Source organism: Cupriavidus sp. Met-2 (genome assembly GCF_049843575.1).
Lineage (GTDB): Bacteria > Pseudomonadota > Gammaproteobacteria > Burkholderiales > Burkholderiaceae > Cupriavidus > Cupriavidus metallidurans.
In genome coordinates this window covers 1-25,109 of record NZ_JBBHZL010000019.1, presented here as the reverse complement: position 1 = coordinate 25,109, position 25,109 = coordinate 1, and the positions used below count along the sequence as shown (strand labels likewise).

The 25,109-nt window shown below is 61.8% G+C and carries 18 protein-coding genes and 4 pseudogenes; 9 read left to right on the top strand and 13 right to left on the bottom strand.

Going from position 1 to position 25,109, the window contains the following annotated elements:
* Positions 1-43: 43 nt before the first annotated feature.
* Positions 44-697, bottom strand: a pseudogene (locus tag WD006_RS27650) (CaiB/BaiF CoA transferase family protein); the annotation flags it as partial.
* Positions 698-783: 86 nt separating this feature from the next.
* Here WD006_RS27650 and WD006_RS27645 point away from each other — a divergent pair.
* Complete coding sequence (locus WD006_RS27645) at positions 784-1,638, top strand: IclR family transcriptional regulator domain-containing protein (protein ID WP_011518763.1); 855 nt, start codon at positions 784-786, stop codon at positions 1,636-1,638.
* On the opposite strand, the gene WD006_RS27640 is transcribed toward WD006_RS27645, so the two are convergent.
* From WD006_RS27640 to WD006_RS27625, 4 genes are all read right to left on the bottom strand, one after another.
* Positions 1,635-2,468 (bottom strand): dioxygenase, encoded by an 834-nt coding sequence (locus tag WD006_RS27640; RefSeq protein WP_029309479.1) that lies wholly within the window; start codon positions 2,466-2,468, stop codon positions 1,635-1,637. The genes WD006_RS27645 and WD006_RS27640 overlap by 4 nt on opposite strands.
* Before the next feature lie 57 nt (positions 2,469-2,525).
* The gene (locus tag WD006_RS27635) at positions 2,526-4,145 is read right to left on the bottom strand and encodes a class I adenylate-forming enzyme family protein (protein ID WP_029309478.1); all 1,620 of its coding nucleotides are present in this window, start codon (positions 4,143-4,145) and stop codon (positions 2,526-2,528) included.
* On the bottom strand, positions 4,142-4,987 hold the full coding sequence (locus tag WD006_RS27630; protein ID WP_080711515.1) for a citryl-CoA lyase: 846 nt from the start codon (positions 4,985-4,987) through the stop codon (positions 4,142-4,144). Before WD006_RS27630 ends, WD006_RS27635 begins: the two co-directional genes overlap by 4 nt.
* Positions 4,988-5,178: 191 nt before the next feature.
* On the bottom strand, positions 5,179-5,820 hold the full coding sequence (locus tag WD006_RS27625; protein ID WP_375199109.1) for a hydrolase: 642 nt from the start codon (positions 5,818-5,820) through the stop codon (positions 5,179-5,181).
* Positions 5,821-6,053: 233 nt separating this feature from the next.
* Between WD006_RS27625 and WD006_RS27620 the strand changes: the two genes are divergently transcribed.
* The gene (locus WD006_RS27620) at positions 6,054-6,353 is read left to right on the top strand and encodes a putative quinol monooxygenase (protein ID WP_011518758.1); all 300 of its coding nucleotides are present in this window, start codon (positions 6,054-6,056) and stop codon (positions 6,351-6,353) included.
* Between the two features lie 5 nt (positions 6,354-6,358).
* Here the strand turns inward: WD006_RS27620 and WD006_RS27615 are convergent, their stop codons facing one another.
* A complete protein-coding gene (locus WD006_RS27615; RefSeq protein WP_035822292.1) occupies positions 6,359-6,970 on the bottom strand; it encodes a TetR/AcrR family transcriptional regulator in 612 nt (203 codons plus the stop codon).
* 255 nt (positions 6,971-7,225) lie between these two features.
* Between WD006_RS27615 and WD006_RS27610 the strand changes: the two genes are divergently transcribed.
* Together WD006_RS27610 and aceE are read left to right on the top strand one after the other, a co-directional pair.
* A complete protein-coding gene (locus tag WD006_RS27610; RefSeq protein ID WP_011518756.1) occupies positions 7,226-7,471 on the top strand; it encodes a hypothetical protein in 246 nt (81 codons plus the stop codon).
* 187 nt (positions 7,472-7,658) lie between these two features.
* Positions 7,659-10,337, top strand: a complete 2,679-nt coding sequence (gene aceE, locus WD006_RS27605) for a pyruvate dehydrogenase (acetyl-transferring), homodimeric type (RefSeq protein ID WP_141192913.1) — start codon at positions 7,659-7,661, stop codon at positions 10,335-10,337.
* A gap of 8 nt (positions 10,338-10,345) precedes the next feature.
* Here aceE and WD006_RS27600 read toward each other — a convergent pair whose 3' ends face one another.
* The gene (locus WD006_RS27600; protein WP_035820785.1) at positions 10,346-11,317 is read right to left on the bottom strand and encodes a LysR family transcriptional regulator; all 972 of its coding nucleotides are present in this window, start codon (positions 11,315-11,317) and stop codon (positions 10,346-10,348) included.
* 172 nt (positions 11,318-11,489) lie between these two features.
* On the opposite strand from WD006_RS27600, the gene WD006_RS27595 reads away from it, so the two are divergent.
* The 3 genes and pseudogenes from WD006_RS27595 to WD006_RS27585 all read left to right on the top strand — a co-directional run.
* Complete coding sequence (locus WD006_RS27595) at positions 11,490-12,395, top strand: LysR family transcriptional regulator (protein ID WP_029309475.1); 906 nt, start codon at positions 11,490-11,492, stop codon at positions 12,393-12,395.
* A gap of 185 nt (positions 12,396-12,580) precedes the next feature.
* Positions 12,581-13,462, top strand: a complete 882-nt coding sequence (locus tag WD006_RS27590) for a pirin family protein (protein ID WP_029309474.1) — start codon at positions 12,581-12,583, stop codon at positions 13,460-13,462.
* Positions 13,462-13,773, top strand: a pseudogene (locus WD006_RS27585) (isochorismatase hydrolase); the annotation flags it as partial. The gene WD006_RS27590 and the pseudogene WD006_RS27585, both read left to right, overlap by 1 nt.
* Here WD006_RS27585 and WD006_RS27580 read toward each other — a convergent pair.
* Together WD006_RS27580 and WD006_RS27575 are read right to left on the bottom strand one after the other, a co-directional pair.
* Positions 13,766-13,951: pseudogene (locus tag WD006_RS27580) on the bottom strand (ion channel); the annotation flags it as partial. The pseudogenes WD006_RS27585 and WD006_RS27580 overlap by 8 nt on opposite strands.
* Positions 13,952-14,015: 64 nt before the next feature.
* On the bottom strand, positions 14,016-14,804 hold the full coding sequence (locus WD006_RS27575) for an MFS transporter (protein ID WP_035833815.1): 789 nt from the start codon (positions 14,802-14,804) through the stop codon (positions 14,016-14,018).
* 48 nt (positions 14,805-14,852) lie between these two features.
* Here WD006_RS27575 and WD006_RS27570 point away from each other — a divergent pair, with 48 nt between their 5' ends.
* On the top strand, positions 14,853-15,053 hold the full coding sequence (locus WD006_RS27570; RefSeq protein ID WP_231108903.1) for a transcriptional regulator: 201 nt from the start codon (positions 14,853-14,855) through the stop codon (positions 15,051-15,053).
* Positions 15,054-15,187: 134 nt separating this feature from the next.
* Here WD006_RS27570 and WD006_RS27565 read toward each other — a convergent pair whose 3' ends face one another.
* Together WD006_RS27565 and WD006_RS27560 are read right to left on the bottom strand one after the other, a co-directional pair.
* Positions 15,188-19,465 (bottom strand): ATP-binding protein, encoded by a 4,278-nt coding sequence (locus WD006_RS27565; protein WP_234710886.1) that lies wholly within the window; start codon positions 19,463-19,465, stop codon positions 15,188-15,190.
* Positions 19,466-19,660: 195 nt separating this feature from the next.
* Positions 19,661-21,652: an ATP-binding protein gene (locus WD006_RS27560; protein ID WP_231108904.1), complete on the bottom strand. Its 1,992-nt coding sequence runs from the start codon at positions 21,650-21,652 to the stop codon at positions 19,661-19,663.
* Between the two features lie 396 nt (positions 21,653-22,048).
* Here WD006_RS27560 and WD006_RS27555 point away from each other — a divergent pair.
* Positions 22,049-22,694 (top strand): annotated as a pseudogene (locus WD006_RS27555) (IS6 family transposase).
* Positions 22,695-22,764: 70 nt separating this feature from the next.
* Here the strand turns inward: WD006_RS27555 and WD006_RS27550 are convergent.
* Positions 22,765-23,061: a hypothetical protein gene (locus WD006_RS27550; RefSeq protein WP_141192914.1), complete on the bottom strand. Its 297-nt coding sequence runs from the start codon at positions 23,059-23,061 to the stop codon at positions 22,765-22,767.
* A 686-nt stretch (positions 23,062-23,747) separates the two neighbouring features.
* Positions 23,748-24,956: a capsule biosynthesis protein gene (locus tag WD006_RS27545; RefSeq protein ID WP_274923517.1), complete on the bottom strand. Its 1,209-nt coding sequence runs from the start codon at positions 24,954-24,956 to the stop codon at positions 23,748-23,750.
* Positions 24,957-25,109 lie beyond the last annotated feature (153 nt).

Below are 25,109 nucleotides of genomic sequence, written 5' to 3'. Positions count from 1 at the left end.
CATGGTCATCAGGTCATCGCCCCGAGACATCGTGCCCCACTATCTCCATCACCGCGAACACCGACTCATATAGCGCCACGTCGATGAACTGCCCGTCGCTACCATTTGCGCGCGGGTGGTGCATTGCCAGCAACGCACCGATCACACCGTAGATCGAAGCCAGCGTGTCGCCGATGCTCACTCCCGAGCGCACCGGCGAACGATCCGGATAGCCCGCGACGTAGCGCAACCCGCCCATCGACTCCGCAATCGCCGCAAAGCCGGGGCGATCCTTGCAGGGGCCGGTCTGCCCGTAGCCCGACACCCGCACCATGACGAGCGTCGGGTTGACGGCACGTAGGTCTTCCCAGCCCAGCCCCCATTTCTCGAGCATGCCGGGGCGGAAATTCTCAATCACGATATCGGCCTCTGCCACGAGGCTGCGCAGGATTTCCTGACCCGCCGCCGAACGCCGATCCAGTGTGATGGATTTCTTGTTCCTGCTCTGGCCGTACCACCACAGCGAAGTCCCGTCATGCAGCTTGCGCCATCTGCGCAGCGAGTCTCCGTCCTGCGGCGGTTCGATCTTCAGCACCTCGGCACCGAACTGCGCCAGCAGTCCGGCTGCGTAGGGGCCAGCGATCAGCGATCCGAGCTCGACCACCCGCACACCCTCAAGTGGCATGGGCTGCCCAGCCTCGGGCTTGCTGTCGGACATGTTTCCGGCTTGGGTCATTCAGCTACCTCCCACAACTGTCTCGTTCGTAAAAAGGGCATCCGCCCAAGTGCGGATAAAATGCGGTCATGACATCAACCGACCTGCCCCGCCCACCCATCAGTGAGGCACCCTCGCCCCGACCGGACGAGGGTCATCGTGACTACGTAGCGGCTCTGGCGCGCGGACTGGCCGTCATCCAGGCGTTCACCGAGGGCTTGCCCGAGATGACCCTGAGCGAAGTCGCCCAGGCCACAGGCATGACCCCGGCCACGGCACGCCGCGCATTGCTTACGCTGCAATCGCTCGGCTATGTCGGCGCCAACGGGCGCCGCTTCCTGCTGCTGCCGAAAGTGCTGTCGCTCGGCGCGGCCTACCTCAGTTCGATGAACCTGCGCGATGTCGTCCAACCGTTCCTGCAAGAGGTGGCCGACCGCTTTCGCGACGCCGTCTCCCTGGCGATCCTGGATGGCGATAGCGTGGTCTACCTGGCACACGTGCCAAGCAGCCGACGCATCGTGTTCCGGGCATCAGTCGGCTACCGCCTGCCCGTGCATTGCACTTCGCTCGGTCTTACCCTGCTGGCCCACGCTCCGCAGGCACAGCAGGACGCGTTGCTAGCCAAGGCGCCGTTCCAGAAGTACACCCCGATGACGCTCAGTGAAGCGGACCAACTGCGCACGGCCCTGGAACAGGTTCGCGAGCAGGGCTACGCGCTGCAGGAAAGCCAGCTGGAGATTGGCGTGCTGTCGGTCGCGGTGCCGGTGCGGGATGCTTCCCGCCGCGTCATCGCCGCGGTCAACTGCTCCACCGAATCCGGGCGAGCCGACACGCAAAACCTGCTGTCCGAACGGCTGCCGGCGCTACGCGAGGCTGCCGCCATGATCGAATCCGCGCTGCTGCGGGCCCCAGCGCTGGCGCACTCCATCACCGCTGCTGGCTAGACCACGGGCTCCATTGCCACGTCCAGCGTGATGAGCTGATGACCGTCGCGCTCGGGATGTGGGGTGACTTCGACGATATGGTCGGCGATGGTCGAGAAGATGCAGTCGACCGAATTGGCTGGTTCCCCGGCGAAGTAGACCTGCGAGGTCAGTGTCTGGTAGCCCGGATGCAGCACGCGGTAGTGGATGTGGGGCGCACGCTGCCGGTTGCGACCAAGCCGCTTCATCAGCACTCCCACCGCCGTATCCTCGCGGCCGATGATGTAGCCGCCCGGCCGGATAGTGAGCACCCGGAAGCTGCCCTCCGTATCGCAACGCAGCTTGCCGCGCAGGTTGTCGTCGGACTGTGAGTCGTCCTCGTTCTCATAGCGACCGAGTTGGTTGGGCTGCCAGACGATAACCTCCGCGCCAGGCAGCACGCGGCCGCTCACCGCATCCCTCACCCGCCCCCTCAATTCGAGCCGTTGGCCGGGTTCGTCATCGGCGGCAAGCTGGCAGGGGTTCGGGCCTTCGGCAATGCCGTCCTTCGGGAACGGACCGGTCACGTTCTGTGCGGTCGCTTCGCTGCCGGTGCGGGCCAGGTCCAGCGAACGCATGGTCAGGCCCATCATGTCGCACAGCATGATCACCTCATCGTCTCGCGCCACCTGCCCAAGCCAGGCAGCGATGCGGTAGAGCTCCACATCGGTCAGCTGCAGTTCGTCGAGCATTGCATGGAAATGGCGAAGCGCGATTGCGAACTTCTCCTGCAAGGCCGAGTCGGCGCCGGCGGCATCCGTGCACATTGCGGCCAATGCTCGCGATAGCGTGGGGTTGTTGGTCTGGTCCATCGTTGTCTCCATTTTTGTCAGGGTTGCGGCTTGTGGCAGCCGTCATACGGGTTCCGCTCAGCCGGCAACATCCGTCGCGCGCGCCAGCAGGCACGCGTCTGCCTTCAGCCGGTGCTTGGCCGGCTTGTGCGTGGGGGTATGTGGAATTTGATCGACCTTCACGACGAAGCGCGGCAGCTTGTGCGCGGCCAGGCGGTCGCGCGCCCAGTCGACCAACTCGGTCGCGCCGACTTCCCAGCCCGCTCTCAGTTGCACGGCCAGCAGGATCTCTTCTTCCCCAAGCTCGGCCGGTACGCCGATTGCCGCGGCCTCCTCCACCGCAGGATGCTCACCAAACACGCGATCGAGTTCCGCGCCCGAAACGTTTTCTCCCTTGCGACGGATCACGTCCTTCTTGCGTGCGACGAAAACGTAGTAGCCGTCGTCGTCCTGGCGCACCAGGTCGCCGGTGGCGAACCACCCGTCGCGGAACGCCGCGTCGGTCTGAGCGGTGTCGCGGTAGTAGCCCTGCATTAGGGTCGGTGTGCGGATCAGCAGTTCGCCCGAATCACCGGCGGCGACATCCTTCCCGTCTTCGCCAATAATGCGCGCCTGAGGCGGGGAGATATCTGGATCGGGGTGGCGTGAGATCAGGCCCATCGTGCCCAGCTTGTGTGGGCCATGGAACGGGTTGGCAATGACTCCTGGGATCTCCGTCATGCCATAGCATTCAATCAGTCGCGCCACGTGAAACTCATGGCGCATTGCGCTCACCATCTCGCTCGTCTGCGGCGCGATAAACATCTTGGAGATCCGGTGGCCGGGCACGAACTCCTCGCGCGGACGCCGCGCGAGGATGCTACCTGCTGCCGCGACCAAGTTGACCTCCGTCGCGCCGCATTCCGCCGCTAAGCGCCAGAATGACGACGCCGAGAACCGGCGCACCAGCACCAGGCAGCCACCGCAAGCCAGCGCGCCGCCTACCGAGTACATCAGCGCGTTGATGTGGAACAGCGGCATCACGCACATCACGCGTTCGTTCGGCTGCAGGTGCATGCGGCCGACAAATGCTTCGGCCGTCAGCACGTAGCCACGCTGGCCGTGCATGGCGCCTTTGGGAAAGCCGGTCGTGCCCGACGTATAGATAATCATCGCCGTAGAGGCGGCCTCGGCCCGCAGCTCGGTATCGGCTTCCGATTCGCCGGTCAGTGCCTGTCCGTGCCCGCCGGCCTCATTGGCACGCAGCCAGACATCGCCGCCAAGTTGCGACACGACGGCCGCGGCCGTGTCGAGCGTGTTCGGCGAACAGATCAGCCCACAGATCTGCGCATGCTCGAAGACGTACAACGCCTCATCCAGCCGGTAGTCGGGATTGGCCGGAACCAGCGTGGCGCCAAGCTGCGCCAGCGCGAACATCAGCACGACGGTGGACGGATGGTTGGCGGACAGCACACCAACACGGTCGCCGGCGCGGATGTGCATATCGTGGCTGAGCCACGCCGCGGTGCGTGCGATGCGCGCAGCCAGTTCGCCATAGCTCCATGTCTCTCCCTCGAACAGCAACGCAGGCTTGTCGGGATGCTGTGCCACGCGTGCTGCCAGAAACGCTGACAGCGTGAAGTCGTGCGCGCGGTATTGCCGTAGCACCTCCAGCGGCGACAACTCCTGAGCTTCGATCAGGTTGTCGGATGGGTTCATGCTGTGCAGACCTCCGGCCCGATATAGGCAACGGCATGTTCAGCCGCATCAGCCAGCGCGAAGCCTATTGGCAGACGCGTCTCCTCCTGCAGGTGCGCGATCAGGCTGGCCACGCGAGCCAGCAGCGGCACGCCCTTGAGAGCCCCAACAGGGTAGCCAGCATCCAACAGGACGGCAGGGATTGCTCCCGATACATTGAGCGGAATAGGGCGGGGAAAATGCCGGGGCACTGCGGCGGCAACCGCCTCCAGTGCCGCCACATGCCTGCCGGCCAAACCCAATTCTCGCGAAACTTCCAGCAAGCGATGGGCGCGTGGGTCCCCTTCCTTGTGCGTCGGGTGACCGAATCCCGGCAAAGGCTTGCGCTCGCGACGCAAGGTCGCGACCACGGTATCGGCACTCTCCTCCAGGGAACGCTCACCCTGCGCCGTCAACACTTCCTGCAGCATCAGCCCAGCGGTTTGCGATGCGCCAAGGATGACCGACCCGCATCCCAACAATCCAGCCGCCACTGCCCCCTGGAGGGCGTCAGGTGCAGCCGCCAGCGTCATGCGGGCTGCTTGTACTGATGGCACCAAGCCATGCTCGGCAATAGCAACCAGGCAAGCGTTGGTTATCGCCACCAGCCCGCTGTCTGGTACGCGGCTGGTCAGCAGAAATAGAAAGTATTCCGTAAAGCCCATGTGACCGATCAGGTCGCGACTCAGGTTGCGACCGTGCACCGACACACCATGCATATCCACAAAGGCGATTGCCGTAGCCGGCGGTTTTGTATCTGGGGACGATGCTTTCACCCTGCCTCCTTTTTTTGCGCTATGCGCAAAGCTTTGCGTATAGCGCATATACTAGAACTGCTTTTCTATCGATGCAAGTAAAAATATTCCGTACCGTACGGTACTGCCATGTTAAAAAAAAAGCCTGTCAAAGAAACAGGCGAAGGGCATTGTTCGCGGCAGTCACGCGGACGCATGCCAACGGGTCGAGGCTACATGCAGGAACGGAGCGGCGCTTCAGCCGCGGCTCCTGCTAGTACTTACTCGGTGCGGTCGTATGAGAACTGGATGCCGGCCGTGCCACCGGTCTCGATAAACAGGTTGATGAAGGCGGGTACGGTCTCCGCGCACGACCAGTCGCGCTGCAGTTCGCAAAACAGCTGGGCCACGCTGATCATTTTTCCGCCGGCCTGCTCGATGCGGCGCAGCGCTGCCTCATGCGCGGCTCCGGATGTACCGCCAACTGCATCAACCACCACATAGACTTCGAAGCCTTCGGCCAGCGCGTCGAGCGCAGGGAACGTCAGGCAGGCTTCAGTCCACAGCGCAGTCATGATGAGCTTCTTGCGGCCGGTTGCCTTTACGGCTGCGCGGAACTCGACATCCTCCCAGGAATTGATGGTCGTGCGATCGTAGGTGGGATAGTCCTTCAGCACTTTTGCGAGCTGTGGAATGGGCGGCTTGTTGAGGCCGGTCTTCACGTTCACAGTCGAATGGATGATGGGCAGCTTGTAAGCAATCGCTGCCTTCGCCGAACCAACGATGTTGTTGATCAGCAGTTGCCGGTCCATCGAGGCAATCGAGTTCACCTGCACTGGCTGATAGTCAATGACAACGAAGGCTGCGTTCTGCGGTGTAAGCAGATGGTCTTTGAGTGGATCGCGGATGGGTTCGCTGGCCATAATAGCCTCCAAGAAGAATTGGTAAACGCTCGCCATACGGCACGGGTGCCACTTGTCCATATGGAGTTGCTGCGAGCCCTTGCAGCATATGTGAGACCGGGCTGTAGCGTGATAGCCAGCCACAGAACCCGCCGTTCGATGCAGCCGAACAGCCTGAAGAAGCGCTTGCGATCAGTACATTCGTTGCCTAGCCTGCCCTGTAGCGATGTCGCATGAAAGGGCGGAGGGCTGGCATGGACGAGGATCTCTTTGTGCTTGTGGTCCTGTACGCGAAAGCGGGCAGAGAATCGGAGCTACGCGACAAGCTCAGGGCCGTAGTGGAGCCCTCGCGCAGAGACACTGGCAACCTGCGGTATGAGTTGTTCGTGCAGCAGGACGATCCAAGGCGCTTTGTCTTTGTCGAGCATTGGGATAGTCCCGGCGCCCAGGAGGTTCACCACACGCAGACCGAGCATATTCGCCGCTTTCAGGAAGAAGGCAGCGACGCTGTGGAGCGGATTGAAGTTTCCTACCGTATGAAGCGCCTGGATTAGTTGCCCTACCCTGCGGCGGACGACTTTGCCACGATCAGGTCAATCGCAGATTTGACCAACATGTCAATTTGCGCCTCACCCGGGTGCTCGCCAGTGGCCAGTGTACGGTGCAGGACGCCGGCAATCACCATGCTGTGGAAGAGTTGCGCGGCCACCTCGGGCGTGGCGTTCAGCTTCGTGCCGGTCGACTGCTGTCGAGCCAGATACCCGGCCACGTATTGGCAGGTGGCGAGCGGCCCTCGTGCGTACCAGACTTGGCCAATCTCCGGGAAGCGCCGCGCTTCCGCGATGATCAGTCGCAGGAACGCCAGGTGGCTTTCCTCCAGCAACGACTCCAGAAAACGACTTGCAAGGTCCCGTAAGCCATTGGCTGTATTGGTGCGCGACGGCTCAAGCTTCTCCACCTTCGCCAGGAAGCGATCGCAGAGCGCTTCGACCACGGCAACAAACAGACCGTCCTTGCCACCGAAATAACTATAGACGTTGGTCTTTGACCCCCCACACGCCTTCACGATCTCGTCCAGGCTGACGCCATCATAGCCACGTGCCAGGAAAAGCATTGCCGCGGTTTCCAGGATCGCGGCACGCTTGGCTTCTCCCCGGCGCGTAATGCGCATGGCGGGCTTCTCTACCGAAGCGGGCGATTTCAGCGTTGGCGACGAAGTGGCTTTCACAGGAAGAGTCGGGACCATATGGATGAAGGACGGCGCAGTCTACCAAAGGCGGCTGTTTGCGACACATAACGGCACCCATGCCACACCCCACAAACAGAACAGTACCATACGGTACGGTTGTGATATATTGCATCCGTCGACAGTGCAGTTGACCCCGCTCAACGAAGTCCTCTTTCAACCCGATATTGGAGTCCAACCATGAAAGCCATCGTCCTAGCTACCACCGCCCTCCTAGTCGCGACGTCCAGCGCGCACGCAGCACCTCGCAAGCCGGATCCCTTTACCGACGGCGGCCGCGCGAGTGCCACACAAGCGCAAATCGCCGTACGAAACACTTCGCAGCCACTTGTCGAGGAACAGTTCCGCACGCTTGCTGTTCGCAAGGCAGACCCATACACGGATGGCGCGATCAGAACTGTCGACGTCTTCACCGACGGCGCCTGATCGCGCATCATCGAATGCCAGAGCGCCGCCCCTTATGGGGTGGTGTTTCCCTGAGCCGAACAGCATGTTTGCCGCGGTGCACCTTATCCATACTGCTTCGCGGTGCTAGTCTTTTCCCCCTTGCATATTCCCTTCACTGCGGCCGGTTCCGTGCCGCTTGCCCGCACCGGGCCGACAGGAGATCACCATGGCGCCAGTGATGCCCATCTCGTCCGCCAGCGACAACGACATCGATACTCAGGAAACCCGTGAATGGCTGGACGCGCTGGAAGGTGTCATAGCCCACGAAGGCCCCGAGCGAGCGCATTTCCTTATTGAACAGTTGATCCGGCGCGCGCATGACGCCGGCATCTACCTGCCGTTCAGCGCCAATACGGCCTACGTGAATACGATCCCGCTCGACAATCAGGCGCACAGTGCCGGCGACCAGGGACTGGAGCACCGTATTCGTTCATTTATCCGATGGAATGCCATCGCGATGGTTTTGCGCGCGGGACGCGATACGAACGTCGGTGGACATATCGCCAGTTTTGCCTCAGCGGCGACGTTATATGAAGTCGGCTTCAACCACTTCTGGCACGCTCCGTCCGCACAGCACGGCGGCGATCTGGTGTTTTTCCAGGGCCACTCAGCGCCCGGCTTCTATGCCCGCGCCTTCCTGGAGGGAAGGCTCAGCGAGGCCCAGATGGACAAGTTTCGCCAGGAAGTCGGCGGTCAAGGTATCTCTTCCTATCCGCATCCCTGGCTGATGCCGGACTTCTGGCAGTTCCCGACCGTGTCGATGGGCCTGGGCCCGATCATGGGCATCTATCAGGCCCGCTTCATGAAATACCTGCAGGACCGCGGCTTCGGCGACCATCGCGCACGCAAGGTCTGGGTATTCTGCGGCGACGGCGAAATGGACGAGCCCGAATCCCGCGGCGCACTGGGCATGGCCGGGCGCGAACAACTCGACAACCTGGTGTTCGTCATCAACTGCAACCTCCAACGCCTGGACGGCCCCGTGCGTGGCAATGGCAAGATCATTCAGGAACTGGAATCCGAGTTCCGCGGCGCCGGCTGGAATGTGATCAAAGTCGTATGGGGCAGTAAGTGGGACGCCCTGCTGGCCCGCGACAAGGACGGCATCCTGGCGCAACGGATGATGGCCTGCGTCGACGGTGACTACCAGACCTTCAAGTCCAAAGACGGCGCCTACGTGCGCGAACATTTCTTCAACTCCCCAGCCCTCAAGGCGCTGGTGGCGGATTGGTCCGACGACGACATCTGGCAACTCAATCGCGGCGGCCATGATCCACACAAGGTCTACGCCGCATACCACGCAGCGGCGCACCACACCGGCCAGCCCACCGTGATCCTGGCCAAGACTATCAAGGGCTATGGCATGGGCGAGGCGGGCGAGGCCCAGAACATCACCCACCAGCAAAAGCATATGCGCGTGGAAACGCTGGGGCAGTTCCGCGACCGCTTTGGCCTGCCGCTCACCGACGAGCAACTCGCCGATCTCAGCTACCTGAAATTCGAGGAAGGATCGCCCGAACACGCCTATCTGCATCAGCGCAGACAGGCCCTTGGGGGCTACCTCCCATCGCGCCGCCGCACGGGGCCTGAACTGCCGGTGCCGCCATTGTCCGCATTTGATGGGCAACTTAAGGCGAGCGGCGAAGGACGCGAGTTCTCCACCGCCATGAGCTTCGTGCGTATCCTCAATACGTTGCTACGTGACAAGGCGCTCGGCAAGCGCATCGTGCCGATTGTCTCGGACGAGTCGCGCACGTTCGGGATGGAGGGCCTCTTCCGCCAGATCGGTATCTGGTCGCAGCAGGGCCAGACCTATACGCCGCAGGACGCGTCGCAATTGAGTTTCTACAAGGAATCCAAGGGCGGCCAGATCCTCCAGGAAGGGATTAACGAAGCCGGCGCCATGGCAGACTGGATTGCCGCGGCCACGTCGTACAGCACGCATGGCGAGCCAATGATCCCCTTCTTCATCTTCTATTCGATCTTCGGTTTCCAGCGCTTTGGCGATCTGGCCTGGGCCGCCGGCGACCAGCGCGCGCGCGGCTTCCTACTGGGCGGCACAGCGGGGCGCACCACGCTCAACGGCGAAGGCCTGCAGCATGAAGACGGCCACAGCCTGGTCTGGGGTGGCACCATCCCCAACTGCGTCTGCTACGACCCCACGTTTGCCTTCGAACTCGCGGTCATCATCCAGGACGGCCTGCGCCGCATGCTGCAGATGCAGGAAGACGTCTACTACTACATCACCGTGATGAACGAGAACTACGAGCATCCGGCGATGCCCGAGGGCGCGGAGCAAGACATTCTCAAGGGCATGTACGCATTCCGCCGCACAAGCAACGGCGAAGCCCCCCGCGTGCAGTTGCTGGGCGCCGGCACGATCTTCCGCGAAGTCATTGCGGCGTCAGCCATGCTGGAGCAGGACTGGGGCGTGCAGGCCGACCTGTGGGGTTGTCCCAGCTTCACCGAACTGGCACGCCAGGGCAACGAAGTCATACGCTGGAACCTGCTGCACCCTGACGAGGCGCCCCGCACATCGCATGTGGAACACTGCCTGGCCGACACGCGTGGCCCGGTTATCGCCGCCACCGACTATGTGCGGGCGCTGGCCGAACAGATCCGTCCGTTCGTGCCGCGTGCGTACACAGTGCTGGGTACTGACGGCTATGGCCGTTCGGATACTCGCGAACAGCTTCGTGATTTCTTCGAGGTGGACCGCCGCTGGATCACACTGGCGGCCCTGAAGGCACTGGTGGATGAAGGCGCGCTGGAGCGCGGCGTACTGAGCCAGGCCATCGCCAAGTACGGCATCGATCCGGAGAAGCCCTACCCTTTGCGCGCCTGAGCCCAATTTCAACGTTTGGGCGCCTCCGCATACAGGGGTACCACTTCGGCGCTTTCCATCGACGAGCCGGGAACTTCCCACGGCGGCTGCGAAAGCGAAGCCTGCAGGAACTGCACGAGGGCCCTGAGCTTGGCCGAACCGAATGCGTTACGGGGATAGACGGCAAAGATGCCATCCTCCACCGGCGTGGCCCCTGGCTGAACCTCGATCAGCCGACCCGCCCGCAGGTCTTCCCAGACGATGAAGCGTGGCAACACGGCCAAGCCATGGCCGGCAAGCACGGCATCACGCAGCACCTCGCCGTTGTTGGCCGTGTAGATGCCGCGCGGCGTGATGGTCTTCGGCGCTTCTTCATGCGCGTCCGGCTGGAAGGTCCAGATTTGGCCCGGCAAGGAATTGCTGTATGACAGACAGGCATGGTGGCCGATATCCTCGACGGTTCGGGGAAGTCCGGCGCGCGCCGCATAGTCCGGGCTGCAACACACCACGCGGCGACTGGGCGCAAGCTTGCGCGCGATGAGGTCGCTGTCGCGCAGCCGCGTAATGCGGATGGCCACGTCGTACCCGCCGTAGGCCAGATCGACCAACCTGTCGTCCAGTTCGAGACTCAGTCGCAGCCGTGGGTTGGCGCGGCCGAATTCCGCAATGAGCGGCGACAACCAGCGTGTACCAAAGCTCATGGGCGCCAGGATGCGCAGTTCGCCACAGACTTCCTGCGCCGCCTCCGAGACACTCTGCGCTGCTTGGGTAAGCTGACTCATGGCTGCGCGCGCCTGCTCATAGAAATACCGGCCGCTCTCGGAGGGCTGCATGCGACGCGAAGAGCGCTGGAGCAACGATGCGCCGAGTTCCCGCTCCAGATCGCTGATGCGCTTGCTGACAACGGATTTGGATAACCCCATATGCCGCGCTGCCGCGCTGATTCCCCCTAGCTCGACGACCCGCAGATAGGCCTCGATCTCTTCCGTACGTAATGACATCTGTTGCTCCCCGATCACACCATAGGCATGCCTGCTAGTGGCCTTGTAAGGGTTGCAATCCGCGATGGCCATTTGCTGCATTGATGCCTACAGCTTAGTATTGGGACGACGCCGGCTGTAGATATAAAAAATGATCGGCAGAGTCCCATAAATTGAACAACCAGACATGCCCATGCAAGACCTGAACGATCTCTACTACTTCGCGCAGTCTGTGGAGCATGGTGGATTCGCCCCGGCAGGACGGGCATTGGGCATGCCAAAATCCAAGCTGAGCCGCCGTATCGCCATGTTGGAGGAACGCCTGGGCGTGCGGCTGATACAGCGCTCGACCCGCCAGTTCGCCGTCACCGAAATCGGCCGCGTCTACTATGAGCACTGCAAGGCCATGCTGATGCAGGCAGAAGCCGCGCAGGAGGCTATCGAGGTCATACAGGCCGAACCACGGGGCACCCTGCGCATGACTTGCCCGGTGGCACTCCTCCAGGTCCATGTCGGAACGATTCTCAGCGAGTTCATGGCACGGCATCCCCTGTTGACCGTTCATTTAGAGGCCACCAACCGGCGGGTCGATCCCGTTGCAGAGGCCATCGATTTAGCCATCCGCGTGCGCCCGCCGCCGCTCCAGGACAGCGACTTGGTCATCCGCGTACTGGCCGAGCGCAGCCAGTGCCTTGTTGCCAGCCCCGCGCTTGCCCAAGCCCATGGCATGCCGCCTGCCCCCGCCGAACTTTCGGACTGGCCCAGCCTGGCCATCGGGACTCCCCAGCAGGATCACACGTGGCACCTGTACGGGCCCGACGGCGTACAGGCCACGATCCATCACCGTCCACGTTTGGTAACTGGTGACATGATTGCCTTGCGCAATGCGGCAGTGGCGGGGGTAGGCGTCTGTCAGTTGCCAGTGATGATGGTGCGTGACCAGTTGACAGATGGTTCCCTCGTCCGCTTGCTACCCGACTGGGCGCCTCGGCGCGAAATTCTTCATGCGGTTTTTCCCTCGCGGCGCGGCTTGCTGCCCGGCGTCAGATTGCTGATTGACTACCTCGCCGAACGATTCGAAAAAATGGAAGAGGACTAGACCAGAGATTCAAACGGCCGCACGGTGCATGGAGCCAGCCTGTGGCCATGGCACCGCCAGGCCGCCGCACCCTCATCGTCCGCGCCATAGGACGCTGAGATGCAGATCCGGGATCTACTGATCTGAGTGCGGGACACCTACTCTTCCTGCAATTGCGCGGCATCGCCGCGAAACTGGAGATTGCAATGAAGAGAGTCCTCGGTGTCTACAGCGCACCACGTCCACACTGGGTGGGCGACGGCTTCCCTGTGCGCTCGATGTTTTCCTATCAGAGCCATGGCAAACGGCTCAGCCCTTTCCTCTTGCTCGACTACGCGGGCCCTGCCGATTTCAGTCCGGGCCAGCAGCCGCGAGGCGTCGGTGTCCACCCGCACCGAGGCTTCGAAACCGTGACCATTGTCTACAAGGGTGAAGTCGCGCATCGCGACTCAACCGGCCAGGGCGGCGTGATCGGTGCTGGCGATGTGCAATGGATGACGGCCGGCGGCGGCATTCTGCATGAAGAGTTTCACTCCGAGGCCTTCACTCGCACCGGCGGGCCCCTGGAAATGGTTCAGCTCTGGGTGAACCTTCCCGCCAAGCACAAGATGACGGCGCCCGGCTACCAGGCCATCGTCGATGCCGACATTCCCGTCGTGCCGCTTCGTGATGATGCCGGCACGGTCCGCGTCATCGCTGGCCAGTACGAGGGCAAGGTCGGCCCCGCGCACACCTTCACGCCGATGAACGTATGGGACATGCGCCTGAACCAGGGTGGCATCAGCGAGCTACCGATCCCATCCGGATGGAACGCCGCACTGATCGTGCTGCGCGGTACGGTGCGCGTCAATGTCAGCACAGTGGCTGGCGAAGCCCAGATGGTGCTGCTGGATCGTGCTGGCGAAGATGTGTCGATGGAAGCCAGCACCGATGCTGTCCTGATCCTGCTGGCCGGCGAACCGATCGACGAGCCGATCATCGGCTATGGACCTTTCGTGATGAACAGCCAGGATGAGATCCTCCAGGCGTTTACCGACCTCAACGGCGGCCGATTCGGCACGGTTGCCCAGCAGACCACCAGCGCCTGAGCGTGTGCATGGCCTTCCCGTCCATCAACGCAGGCGCTGACGGCTACAAGGTCGTTGCGGTGGTGGACGCCTCGGGCACGTACGCGAAAATGGCCCACAAAATCACGCTGGCTCGCGTGGTGCAGGTGAGCGTCGTACCGATGGATACAGCAGCCATCGCTTCCGAACGGCAGCGCACTTGGCATCGCGACGACGCGCAGCAATGGGCAGAGATCTACACCAGGATTTTCCCGGCCAAGCCGTTGCTTATCGAAACCTGCATGAAGGCGCAGTCCGTGCAGAAGGATGGCGAAGCCCTGGACTCGGCCCGCAATCACCATACCCGACCGTCGACATTGAGACGATTGAGAAGTAGATGGCCATCGAGAGGTCGTGAATCGGGGGCGCGAACGCTGCGCCCAGGTAGAGCACCCCGAACACCGCGTAGACAAGTAACGAACCGATGCTGAAAAACGCGAACAGGCTGCTGGCTGCGATGCTCGCGCGATCGCAATAAGACAACGCTTTGCACGTCGCTTGACGCCAGAGACGCTGCCGCTTGGATCGCGGTCGCTCAGTTCAGTCGCTTGCCGGCCGTTTCCGTGACCATGGCCAGGCCCACAAGCGATACGATGCCGCAACCGATCACATATAGCGCGGGGGCATTCGCATTGCCGGTCACGGCGATCAACCAGGTGGCCAGGAACTGCGCGAAACCACCAAACACCAGCACGCCAATGCAGTACACGATCGACATGCCAGTCGCACGGATGCGCCGCGGAAACAGTTCCGAGAGCATTACCACTGACGGCACGACGTTCAGCACCAGCATCAGTGACAGCGCGGCGACAACGCCCAGCAGCACGGGCAGGGTCGGCTGAGCATTGAGCAGCAGGAAGCCCGGGTAGATCGCGACCAGCATCGCGATACGCGACCAGAGAATAAGCGGTTTGCGGCCGATCCGGTCCGACAACCTGCCCGCGTACGCAGACAGTGCCACCTGCACCAGTGCGCCCACACAGCCTGCCGCCATGCTGACCCCAGCCGGGATCTTCAGCACCCAGATGGCGTAGCTGCTCATGTAGTGCAGCACGATATAGGTGGCCGAGGTGCCTCCGATGGTGATCAGTACTCCGGCCACCACCATGCGCCAATAACGGGTGAAGATCTCGCGCAGGCCGGCGTGCTCCTGCCTCGGCGCGCCGTCCTCCTGCACGACGCCGGTTTCATCGAGATGCCGGCGGATATAGAGACCAACGGGAATCACCAGGATGCCGATCGCAAAAGGGATGCGCCAACCCCAGCTTTCGAGGGCTTCCGGTGACAGGGTGTTGGTCAGCGTCAGTCCGATCAAGGCACCCATGTCGGGATGCTCAGTTATTGCCCCAAGCCCTTGCTGGTGTGCGATGCCATGCGAGGCTGGGTGCTGCCGGTGCGAATTTCCGAGCAGTTCGAGACCAGCCGTCTGGGCATCATCGGTCGGCGCAACACCATGCGCAGCAACGCCGCACAGTGTTTCGTGGAGTGCTTGCTGGAGGAAGTCCGCCGACGGTCACGGTCTGCGGCCCGGGGCGACGCCGAATTGTTTGACTTGCTGGACGTACTCTTCTGATGGGAGTGCCGCTGAAGGATCTTCGCGGCTGACGGAAGATGCCGTCAATCGCCTGACATCGCCCGGCTATTCCGATGGTCTTGCATTCGGGGCTGGCCACGGCTGCCGCTCGCCCGATCTTCCTGGCAGGCCGGTCACGCAACATCCAGCTTCTCCAGCCAATCGATCAGGTAGTCATACATCGCCGACAGCGAAGCGCCCGCCGACTGGATTTGAGCCGGGGAGCCGGTCTCCAGCAGACCATCCAGCCGATCGAGCAACTCGTGCAGGTATGGCTGCTCCATCACCGAAATCGCGCCACCGGCACGATGACACCACTTGCCCAGTCCTACGGGCGTCGGCGCCGCCAGCTGCGCACGCAAGGCGTCGCGGTCTTGTTCCAGGGATCGCAAGAAGATCTGGCGCACGTCGCGCTCCGCCAACATGGGCTCCAGTTGGGACCGCAGCCCGACAGTATCGATACATTCCGGACGGAACCCGCCGGATTCCGGCGTCTGACGGGTGGGTGCTGCTTCCGGAGATCGAACTTCCGTCTCGGGCGACGGTGCCTCCGGACCTCCTTGCAATGCGGTCTCGATCGTCTGCTGTAGCGATGCCAATGTCGCCGGCTTCACCAGGAACGCGTTCATGCCCACTTCCATGCACAGGACATGCTCTTCCCTGGCGACTGTTGCAGTCAGTCCCACCACGGGCAGCGCTCGGACGGACGGCCGATCACTCGCCCGGATCGACCGAGTCAAGTCAAATCCGTCCATGATCGGCATGTGGCAATCAGTCAGCACCAGATCATACGCATCGGCCCGCAGCGCCGTTACCGCTTCCTGCCCGTTGGTGCACACCGTGCTGCGGTAGCCCAGCAGACGCAGTTGCTGCCCGATAACTTCCCGGTTGATGGGATGGTCCTCGACGACGAGGATCCTGGCGCCCTGGGGCACCAGATCGTCTGCTTTCCCCTCTCCCGCCCGCGAGGCCTGTGGTGAGGCTGGTGCAATGCCCTTGAGCAGCGCTTCCAGTGCTCCCACAAAAGCCGTCCATCGCAACGGATTGCTGCCGAGCGACACGCCAGACTCATCCTGGCTGTAACCCAATGGCAGCAATTCATCGGTCAGGTGAATCGCAAACTGGCCCTTTCGCCCGGCTCGCTCCATCCGATCGGTAATTGCGATGCCATCCTCCGGAGTCTCATCCTCCGAACTGACGCAGCGCATGCCGGCGGCCTCGCCGTAGGCGATCAGGGCCGCACGCCTGCTGTCATCGCTGACAAGAACGGATAGCGCCCTGCCGCGGAGGTTCGGCAAATCATAGCCCTGGCTGACGACTTCGCATGGCACCCGGAGTACCGCCGTCGTACCCACCCCCGCCTCGCTCTTCAGGGTTATCTCGCCGTCCATGAGCTCTGCCAGCGTCCTGACAATGGTCAGCCCCAGCCCGGTTCCACCGAATCGGCGTGCGGTACTGCGCTCGCTTTGCATGAACGGGGCGAACAGGCGAGCGAGATCCGTCCTGGCAATACCGATTCCAGTGTCTTCCACGACCACGACCAGCATTGGCAACCCGGTAGCACCTGGCTCCATGGTTGCGCGCAACATCACGCTGCCGTGATCGGTGAACTTGATGGCATTACCTAGCAGATTGAACAGAATCTGGCGCAGACGGATGCCATCGGCCTGCACGATGGCCGCCACCTCCGCGCTCACCCTTTGCTTCAGACGCAAGCCCTTCTGGAAAGCTTGCGGCAACAGCGAGCCGAGCACGCCGTCGAAGAGTTCCCGAAGATCCACCGGCGCTCGCAGGATGGCAAGCCGCCCGGCCTCGAGTTTGGCGTAGTCCAGAATGTCGTCCAGTATCCGTCCGAGTGCCTGGCCAGACTCGCCGGCCAACGCGACCATGCGCTGCTGCTCGGCCGTCAGCGGCGTTCTTTGCAGCAGTTCGATCAGGCCGAGAATGCCATTCATTGGCGTGCGGATCTCATGGCTCATCATGGCCAGAAAACTGTCCTTGGCTCGCGATGCCGCTTCGGCCGCATCCTTTGCCTGCGCCAGTGCGTTGGCACGCTCGCGCTCTTCCGTGAGGTCCACATAGTAGCCGTGCCACAGGACGCCGCCATCCGGCTCTGTCTTAGGCACGGCATGGATGCGGATCCAGCGTGTTTGTCCACGGATCAGAAGACGCATATCCGCGCTCAAAGGCCGCCCCGTGGTTTTGGCCTCTTCGGCTGCGGCCAACGCCGCGATGCGGTCCTCCACGTTGGCCATGCCCAGCAGCGGATTAGCCGGACCGATCAACGATTCCGATGAGCGACCGAGCAGTTGCTGCGCATTGCCGCTCACCCACTCATACGAAAAGACACCGTCGCGCTCGCGCATTCGGAAAGCCGTCGCGGGCAAATGGCGAGTCGCGTCCACAAGCATGGCCTCGGCAGCTTGGGCCTTGGCTTCGGCGTTGCGAATCTCCGTCACATCCACCGCGGCCGAGATGACCCCGGCGAACTCCGGCCCGACTCTCTTGATGGGTTGCGCCCAGCACAGGTAATAGCGTTGCCTGCCATCGGCGTCCACGTAGTCCACCGCAAACTGCTGCAGCTGTTGGGTCTCCAGGGCTCGCCGGGAGCCCGCTTCCAACGCTTCGGCTGCGCGGTTGCCCGGCACATTCAGCTCTGTGGGCAAGTGACCAACCATCTGCTGTCTAGTCATCCCCGCCCGCGACTGGAAGGCGGCATTGACTTCAACGTATCGCCCTTGGGCATCCTTGACGGTGATCGGAATCGGGACGGCGTCGATCAACGTGCGCTGGAAATCCAGCTGCGCCTGAAGCTGCTGTTTGGCGAGTCGCCTGGCGGACGCCTCCCGTCGCAATCGATACTGCGAGCGCAGCAGGATCCCGATAATAACGATGACGGCGACCAGGTATGGGGCGATGCGTCGCAGGACCTGCTGCCATGAGGGCTCCAGAGCATAGCTGGCGGCGATGTAACGGCTCTGGATCGCGAGGCGCTCGACTTGCGGCATGTATTCCATGGCACGGTCAATGAGCGGCAGCAGCCGTGCTCCCAGCTCGGGGGACAAGCCAAAGCCCATGTCCAGCGTTTGTCTGCCGGAACCTATGATGCGCAGCGTCCCCGCGAAATAACGTTGCAGCTCCACGTCCACCGTAGCCAGATCGTCCACATATGCATCGGCTTTCCCATTGGCAACCGCCTCCATGCCGGCATGCACGGAACTTACGACGGACAACTGCAGATGCGGGACGGCTGCCCTGAGCAGGCCCTCCACACCACTCGCCTCACAAACGACCACACGCTTGCCAGTCAGGTCGTTGAGGCCTTCGACCGCCACATCCAACTGGCGCCCCACGATGACCATCGGGAAGGAGGCATAGGGCCGGGTCACCGGCAGGCCAGCCAGCGCTGGATCCTCGGCCACGGCGACGGCCATCAGGTCCAGCTTGCCTTGCCGCAGCGCTTCCACGGTCTGCGCAAAGGGTGCGGCACGCTCACGCTGGAACCGTACGCCGAGCGTGCGACCCAGATATGACAGGTAGTCAGCCGCCATGCCGCCGGGTCGTCCTTTGTCGTCGACGTAACTATAGGGTGCCGACCCCGCGTCGAATGCCACCTTCAGCACGGGCAGCGATTGCAGAAACGCCCGCTCCTCCGGCGTCAGAAAGAACTCTCCTGCAGGCGACGACGCTACGATCGGAGGCGTCACCCAACGACCGATAATGGCGCGCCGCGCGTCTTGTGGCATCGTGGCGAGCCCCTGATTGACGGTGGTCTGTAGGGCGGCGGCGGCCGGACTGAACGCGAAATGCAGGCCGCCACCGGGCTCCCGGTAGCCTGCCTGAACGGCCAGGCCTTTGTACTCGGGCCGTCCCAAGTAATAGTCCGCCACTGGCTGCCGCGTGGGGTAGTAATCCGCCTGGTTGTCGCGTACGGCACGCAACCCGCCTTCAGCGTCCTTCACGGGCACAAACCGCGCATTCGGGAACCGTGCGCGAAGCCGCTCGTCCATGAACGTGCCCGGCTCCACTGCAATCCGTGCCTGCTCCAATGCGACGGCATGCTGCCCCGCTGCCCCTGCGCGGCCGACGATGGCAGCAGTGGCATCGAAGTAGGCATCGGAAAAGCGCAGGCAACGCGCGCGCTCGGCAGTCTCGCCAACGTTCAGCACCACGTCCACCTGGTTGGCGCACGCGGCGGCCAGCAGGGCAGGCATACTGGCAAACGTGGTCGTGACAATGCGCACGGGGCGGTCGCCAAGCGCCGCGCGCAGGAAGTCGACACCGATGCCGCTCACCTGTCCGTCTTGCACGATGGCAAACGGCGGCCAGTCGTTCTGCACTACCCCAACCCGTATCGTTTGCGCCGTGGTAGCAATGGGCTGCTGCGCCACTGCGCCATGCCAGATGGACATCAACAGCAAGAAGCCAACGCACCGTAGCAGACCGAGCAGGTCGATCCACCGAATCCGCCTCGTCAACAGGCGCACACCATTCATGCGGTACTCCAAGAAAAAATGGCGCAGGCAATTCTTTAGCGGGCGGATTTCTTCTTTCGAGGTCCCGCCTCAGATCCCTGGCGATCATGCGCATCAACTTGATGCCGCCACCTATGCCAACCTGAACTCGGCGTGATGCTCTCGTCTCTCAGAGTTCGACAGGGGCGATCCAGCGTCGGGGCAACCCGGCATCGGCACGCGCAGCATCACCCGCGTACCAACACCTAGTGTACTGTCGAGCATCAGCTCACCTCCCATCAGTTGCGCCAGTTGCCGAGAAATTGCCAGGCCCAGTCCGGTTCCGTCGAAACGGCGCGCCGGTCCGCTCTCGCCCTGCACGAATGGGGTAAAGAGCCGTGCAATATCCTCCGGTGCGATCCCGATGCCTGTGTCCGCCACCGAGACCACCAGCACGTCCTCGCCGGCGCTGGTCGGCTCAACACTGGCGAGCAAATCCACGCTGCCGCACTCGGTGAACTTGATCGCGTTGCCCACGAGGTTGAGAAGAATCTGTCGCAGCCGAGCCCCGTCGGCCACGAGTTGAACCGGAACGTCGGGCTGCACCCATTGCTGCAACTGCAACCCTTTGGCCTGCGCGCGCGGCGCCAATAGGCTCAGCACATTGGCGAACAGCCCGCGCAAATCAAGTGGCGCTAACGCAAGACGCAGCCGGCCCGCGTCCATCTTGGCGTAGTCGAGCACATCGTCGAGGATCTGTCGCAGCGCCTGACCTGCCTCCGAGGCCAGACGCACTTGCCGTCGCTGTTCGGCTGACAAAGGCGAATACTCCACCAGTTCCAGCAGGCCGAGGATGCCCTGCAACGGCGTGCGGATCTCGTGGCTCATCATGGCCAGGAAGCTGCTCTTGGTGCGCGCCGAGGCCTCGGCTGCGTCGCGCGCCTGGACCAGCGCCATCATCTGGGCACGCTCGTGCGTGACTGCCGCCTGCAGCCTCGCGATCAGCGTCGTGCGCTCATGCTCGAGCGCCACCTTCCGCAGCAGGCCCGCCCGCAACTGTTCCAGCGCGACAAAGATGGCCCCAATCTCGTCGGTCTTGGGCCAGACATGTGCCGGCCCGTCGTATCGCCCCTCGGCCAGCTCAATGGTGGCCTCCGTCGCTAGCGTAAGTGGACGCAGCACCCGCTTCGCGAACAGCCAGAACGTGGCTGCGACAAACGACGTGATGATCGCGAGGATCGCCAACAAGCCACCAAGCCTTCTCTTCGCGCGCGTCGTGTCAGCCTGCACTTCCGCCTGAGCCACGTCGAGCACGGCGTCGCGCATGGCGACGATCGGCGCCATCAGTGGCACGTAGGTGCTGGCCAACTCTGCCGTCGTCGGCCGAGGTTCGGCCGGACCGATCGCCTCGACCTTCTGGAGATAGGCGAGGCCGTCACCGAAAAAGCGCTTGCGCAGCGCAGCCTCGGCGTCGCGCAACCCGGGCTTCGACGCCAACTGGAAGCTGATGCGCTGCTGGATCTGGTCCCCCAACGTCTGCACGCGCCCGAGATCCCCCGCCAGGCGCTCGCGCTCCTCGCTGTGCATCGGACGATTGCTGACCAGTGCGCTGGTGAACTCGGAGCCGGCGCGACCCGCATACTCGCGCAGTTCGGCGGCAAATCGCGCACTGACCGCGTGCTGCGCCGCCACAGGAGCGGAGCGCTGCAGGCGCGACAGCGGGCCGTCCGCGACGCGCAGGATCTCATCGACGATGGTGAACATCCCGCTCACGACCAGTTGCACATCATGTCGTTCCGACAATGGCCGGGCGATTAGCCGGTCGATCTGGGACCGCGCTGCCGCCAACTGCGCGCGGGCATGCTCGAGGCTGCCTTTGGCCGCGCCGCACTCCGGGCAGTTGACACCGTGCAACATTGCTATGGCCGCAGTCAGACTGGCGTCACTCTGTTCCCGCGCTCGCAACAGCGCGCCGGCGGCGACGCTAGGCGCTGCGCCCAACGCGGCATTGGATGGCCCCCGCTCGGCCGAGACCTTCTCGGCGGCAACCAGCGTGGCGCGAAAGGCCTGGAGCATCGCCTCGCTGTGTTGCGCCACGGCGTATGCCCGCCACTCCTCGGTCCAGAGATAGCTGCCGAAGCCCACGATCGTCGCCACCATAGCAAGCGTGATCAGGCGGAATGCGTGTTGGATGCGCATGGATGAAGCGTGCTCTCAGGATTGTCGCTTGTGTGTGCTACGCGTGCCACCTGTTAGGTGTACGAACGGTGGCGGGCCGTATCGGCGCGTAATGCAGGCCACCTTCGGCCGACTGTCGCTGAATGCGTTTGAACATGCATAAGCGTAGGCGCTGTAGTAGCGCGCACGGATCCGAATGACAAGACGCCACGACATGGCGAAGCCTTGTCCCGTTCGCAGGGCCCATATGGGTGCAAACAGCGGATGTGCCGAAAGGTCGGCGATGAAGAACGTCAGCCGCGCGACGACAGAAGCGCCCGTGGCACATGGCAGCGCATCGGCGGTGGCAATCATGTGTTAGTGATGCTGAACCACGTCCGCTGGTATATCGCCCATCCGCTGACCTTGCGGCATCTTGAGGAAATGATGGCCAAGCATGGCATCTCGGTCGATCGTTCTCCCGTGCGTCGCTAGCCACTCAAGTTGCTGCCGGCCATGAACAAGATCTTCCGCCAACACAAGCGACGGGTATGCAAAAGCTGACGCATGGACAACACCCACATCCGGGTATGCGACCAGGGAAGGTCTGTACCGGGGGCGACAAGTCGAGCCCTACCATCGATTCTCTGTTGCACGCCCGGCGCTACAATGCTGCGACACGGCGGCTCCTTTTTTTGTGAAGGCCTTCGCGCAGCACGGCCAGCCTGACACGGTGACCATCGACGGCAGCCCGGCGAACCTAGCGGCCCCTCACGGCCTCAGCGCCGAACGGGAAGCCCCCAATCGCCTTTCGGCAGATCAAGTACCTGAACAACGTTGTTGAGCAGGACCATCGGGCTATCAAGCGCCTGACTCGATCGATGCTTGGCTTCAAGGACTTTCGCTGTGCGCGCATCCTGCTCGGTGGCGTCGAGCTGATGCACATGATCTCCAAGGGGCAAATGCATTGCATCGAAAGGGCAGTTGGACGGCCGCAGAGCAGTTCCATCCCCTGACAACACAAGCCTAATCTACCCATCTGCTTCTTCACGTTCTTACTGGCTTACCGCAACAAAACCCGCTCGATCCCAAGAAATAAATCACTTATTTAAATTACCACCACCTTTCTCGAGCGAGATTACATCAAAAGTATTTGATACAATTTCCGCTACATTTTTATATTTAGACGGCAAAAGAGACGATATCGCAGAAATAACAAATATAAAGGCAGCAATTGAGAAAGATAATTCCGTCATAACATTGATAAACCCAAGAACAAGCGGAATCAACCCAACAATAATAGATGCCTCCTGACCCACCCCCAAATGAATTAATGAGAAATATGTCACAGCAAATAGCGATACTGATTTCGCGAATCTAAATAAAATATGTTCCATCGTACTTTTTTAATGTAACCCGCTTGCCGAAAATCACCAAAATTAAAACTGCCGTTGGTCAAATCACTCAAACCAAGAATCGTCCTCCTGGGTATTCGTCTCACAAGGAAGCCAGTAAGAAGCCTCCCACGCCACCAACCTTTCCGGGATTCGAATGCCACGCAGCAACACCCGATTTGACAAACTTAATACCGCCTTCAGCATCTTTTATGAAATATTCAATTCATTATTAATGATCGTATTTTCATAAATTTTAATAATAAAAAATATTAAATAAATTATTTCACCGAGATCCACCCTTAGTATCAGCCATTAATCGGAGCATGTCAGTAAGCAACAGCCTAAACTGGAACAGCGCTCAACGCGAAAGACAACCGGCCCGCATCGAGCATGGAGTAGCCGAGCACATCGTCGAAAATAAGTCGCATGGCATTACCAGGTTTACGAACCCGAGGATCTGTCAACGTCGGGCGTAGTATCCACAGGATCGTCGAAGTAAATTTTCCCACCCTGGTAGTACGACGGTGTTCAACCGGTAAATGGATCGATGGGCAGGCCAGATGGGTCTTCCCGGTATCCAGCGGCCCCAGGAAGTGAACGACCTACTAACGTGGCATCCAGAGCGTCTAGCGCCCGTGGCATCCACATGCCCACCCGCACCACCACTGGGCTTATATTCGTCGTCGCTATTGCGACGAGACCCGTTCTAGATCCCTTCCCTTCATCGCAGCCCCTAGTAGGTACTTCCATTCAAAGACGCCATTTCGGAAGAAGTCGCCATTGAGCTGCGTGTGCCGGATCAGATAGTTTCGATAGCGGCGATAAAGATCCTTGTCCATGTGGAAATCAAGGGCATCATTCCAGAACGAGTCCAGACCGCCCTGATAACTCATGCCGGGCAGCGCGTACGAGGCTTCCCCAAGTACGGCAACGGGCAATCCATGGTTCATCGCGGACAGTCCAACCGTACTGTTGATCAACACCACGCCACTGGCGTGGTCCAGCAGCGTAGGCAAATGCTGGTCATGAATGTAATGCAGACGCCCCTGCACACCATAGCGCTCGGCTAGCGCGCGAATCAAGATGGAGTAATCGCTATACCCGCGGTCCATCGGGTGATGCTTGAGTACCAGGCAATGGTCCGCAGGCGCATGGCGGGCAAACGACGCTACGACACGCTCAACAAAGTGCGACACCGATTCAAAATCCGAATGCACACGCACCTGGAAGTCGGTATCGACCTGCAACGGCACAAGATAGAACCGACCCGCTTCCACTCCCCAAAGGAAGTGCCCATAGCGACGTTCCCGCATCCGGTAGCGCAGCTTGCGCACCGGGCTTCGAAGCCACGGCAGCAGCTCGCTCACGCCCAAAGGACGATGATGGCGATAGTGCCGATAGAATGGCCGCATCAGAATGGATGCCGTGTAGTAAAACGTGGCCCAACACGCGGCATACCAGAACGTATTGCCGACAGGCTTCTCGACCGGGAGCTCCATATCCGGCAGCGCACTATAGAAAGCAGGATCGCGAGGCGCGGGCGAATGATTGTTGACGCCGGAGCGCTCCAGGGTTACGAAGTCCGGCCTGACATAGCCTTCCTCGAACACCCATACCTCGGCGCCGCGCTCACGCGCTACGGCCTGCACGGGCCTGTGAATCTCGCGACAGTCTCCAAACAGGAAAACTGTGTCGATCTGCAGTTCCGACATCAGCCGTGACAGCGCCGATGGCCACGCCTCCATCGTGCCCCGATAGCGAATGGCACCTCTCGCATAGAAGAACTGATCGCCACCATTGAAGTTCACCTTGTGCACGCTGGCAGCGCCCGCCTGGAGTAACACGCGTGCCAGGCGTCGGAAGAACGGCCCCATCGGTCCTTGCAGCAGGAGCACACGTGCGCCCGCGAATTTTTGCCAGCCACCCGGAATCATCGCCGCCCCAGCAACGTACGCAGCGAGAGCCTCAGCATCGCACGCTGCGCTATCCGCAGCAGACGCTTGGGCGAGCTTTCAGCATGACGCTGGTCGCGCTGCGCTATCAGCATG

Bases quoted from the DNA above. Each gene is read 5' to 3' on its own strand.
- WD006_RS27625 (WP_375199109.1), bottom strand. From the start codon at position 5,820: ATGGCCAGCGAACCCATCCGCGATCCACTCAAAGACCATCTGCTTACA.
- WD006_RS27615 (WP_035822292.1), bottom strand. From the start codon at position 6,970: ATGCGCATTACGCGCCGGGGAGAAGCCAAGCGTGCCGCGATCCTGGAA.
- WD006_RS27590 (WP_029309474.1), top strand. From the start codon at position 12,581: ATGAAGAGAGTCCTCGGTGTCTACAGCGCACCACGTCCACACTGGGTG.
- WD006_RS27575 (WP_035833815.1), bottom strand. From the start codon at position 14,804: ATGGGTGCCTTGATCGGACTGACGCTGACCAACACCCTGTCACCGGAA.
- WD006_RS27640 (WP_029309479.1), bottom strand. From the start codon at position 2,468: ATGGACCAGACCAACAACCCCACGCTATCGCGAGCATTGGCCGCAATG.
- WD006_RS27600 (WP_035820785.1), bottom strand. From the start codon at position 11,317: ATGTCATTACGTACGGAAGAGATCGAGGCCTATCTGCGGGTCGTCGAG.
- WD006_RS27570 (WP_231108903.1), top strand. From the start codon at position 14,853: ATGCGAGGCTGGGTGCTGCCGGTGCGAATTTCCGAGCAGTTCGAGACC.
- WD006_RS27630 (WP_080711515.1), bottom strand. From the start codon at position 4,987: ATGCGCTATACGCAAAGCTTTGCGCATAGCGCAAAAAAAGGAGGCAGG.
- WD006_RS27565 (WP_234710886.1), bottom strand. From the start codon at position 19,465: ATGTCCATCTGGCATGGCGCAGTGGCGCAGCAGCCCATTGCTACCACG.
- WD006_RS27645 (WP_011518763.1), top strand. From the start codon at position 784: ATGACATCAACCGACCTGCCCCGCCCACCCATCAGTGAGGCACCCTCG.
- WD006_RS27610 (WP_011518756.1), top strand. From the start codon at position 7,226: ATGAAAGCCATCGTCCTAGCTACCACCGCCCTCCTAGTCGCGACGTCC.
- WD006_RS27635 (WP_029309478.1), bottom strand. From the start codon at position 4,145: ATGAACCCATCCGACAACCTGATCGAAGCTCAGGAGTTGTCGCCGCTG.
- aceE (WP_141192913.1), top strand. From the start codon at position 7,659: ATGGCGCCAGTGATGCCCATCTCGTCCGCCAGCGACAACGACATCGAT.
- WD006_RS27595 (WP_029309475.1), top strand. From the start codon at position 11,490: ATGCAAGACCTGAACGATCTCTACTACTTCGCGCAGTCTGTGGAGCAT.
- WD006_RS27620 (WP_011518758.1), top strand. From the start codon at position 6,054: ATGGACGAGGATCTCTTTGTGCTTGTGGTCCTGTACGCGAAAGCGGGC.
- WD006_RS27550 (WP_141192914.1), bottom strand. From the start codon at position 23,061: ATGGAACATATTTTATTTAGATTCGCGAAATCAGTATCGCTATTTGCT.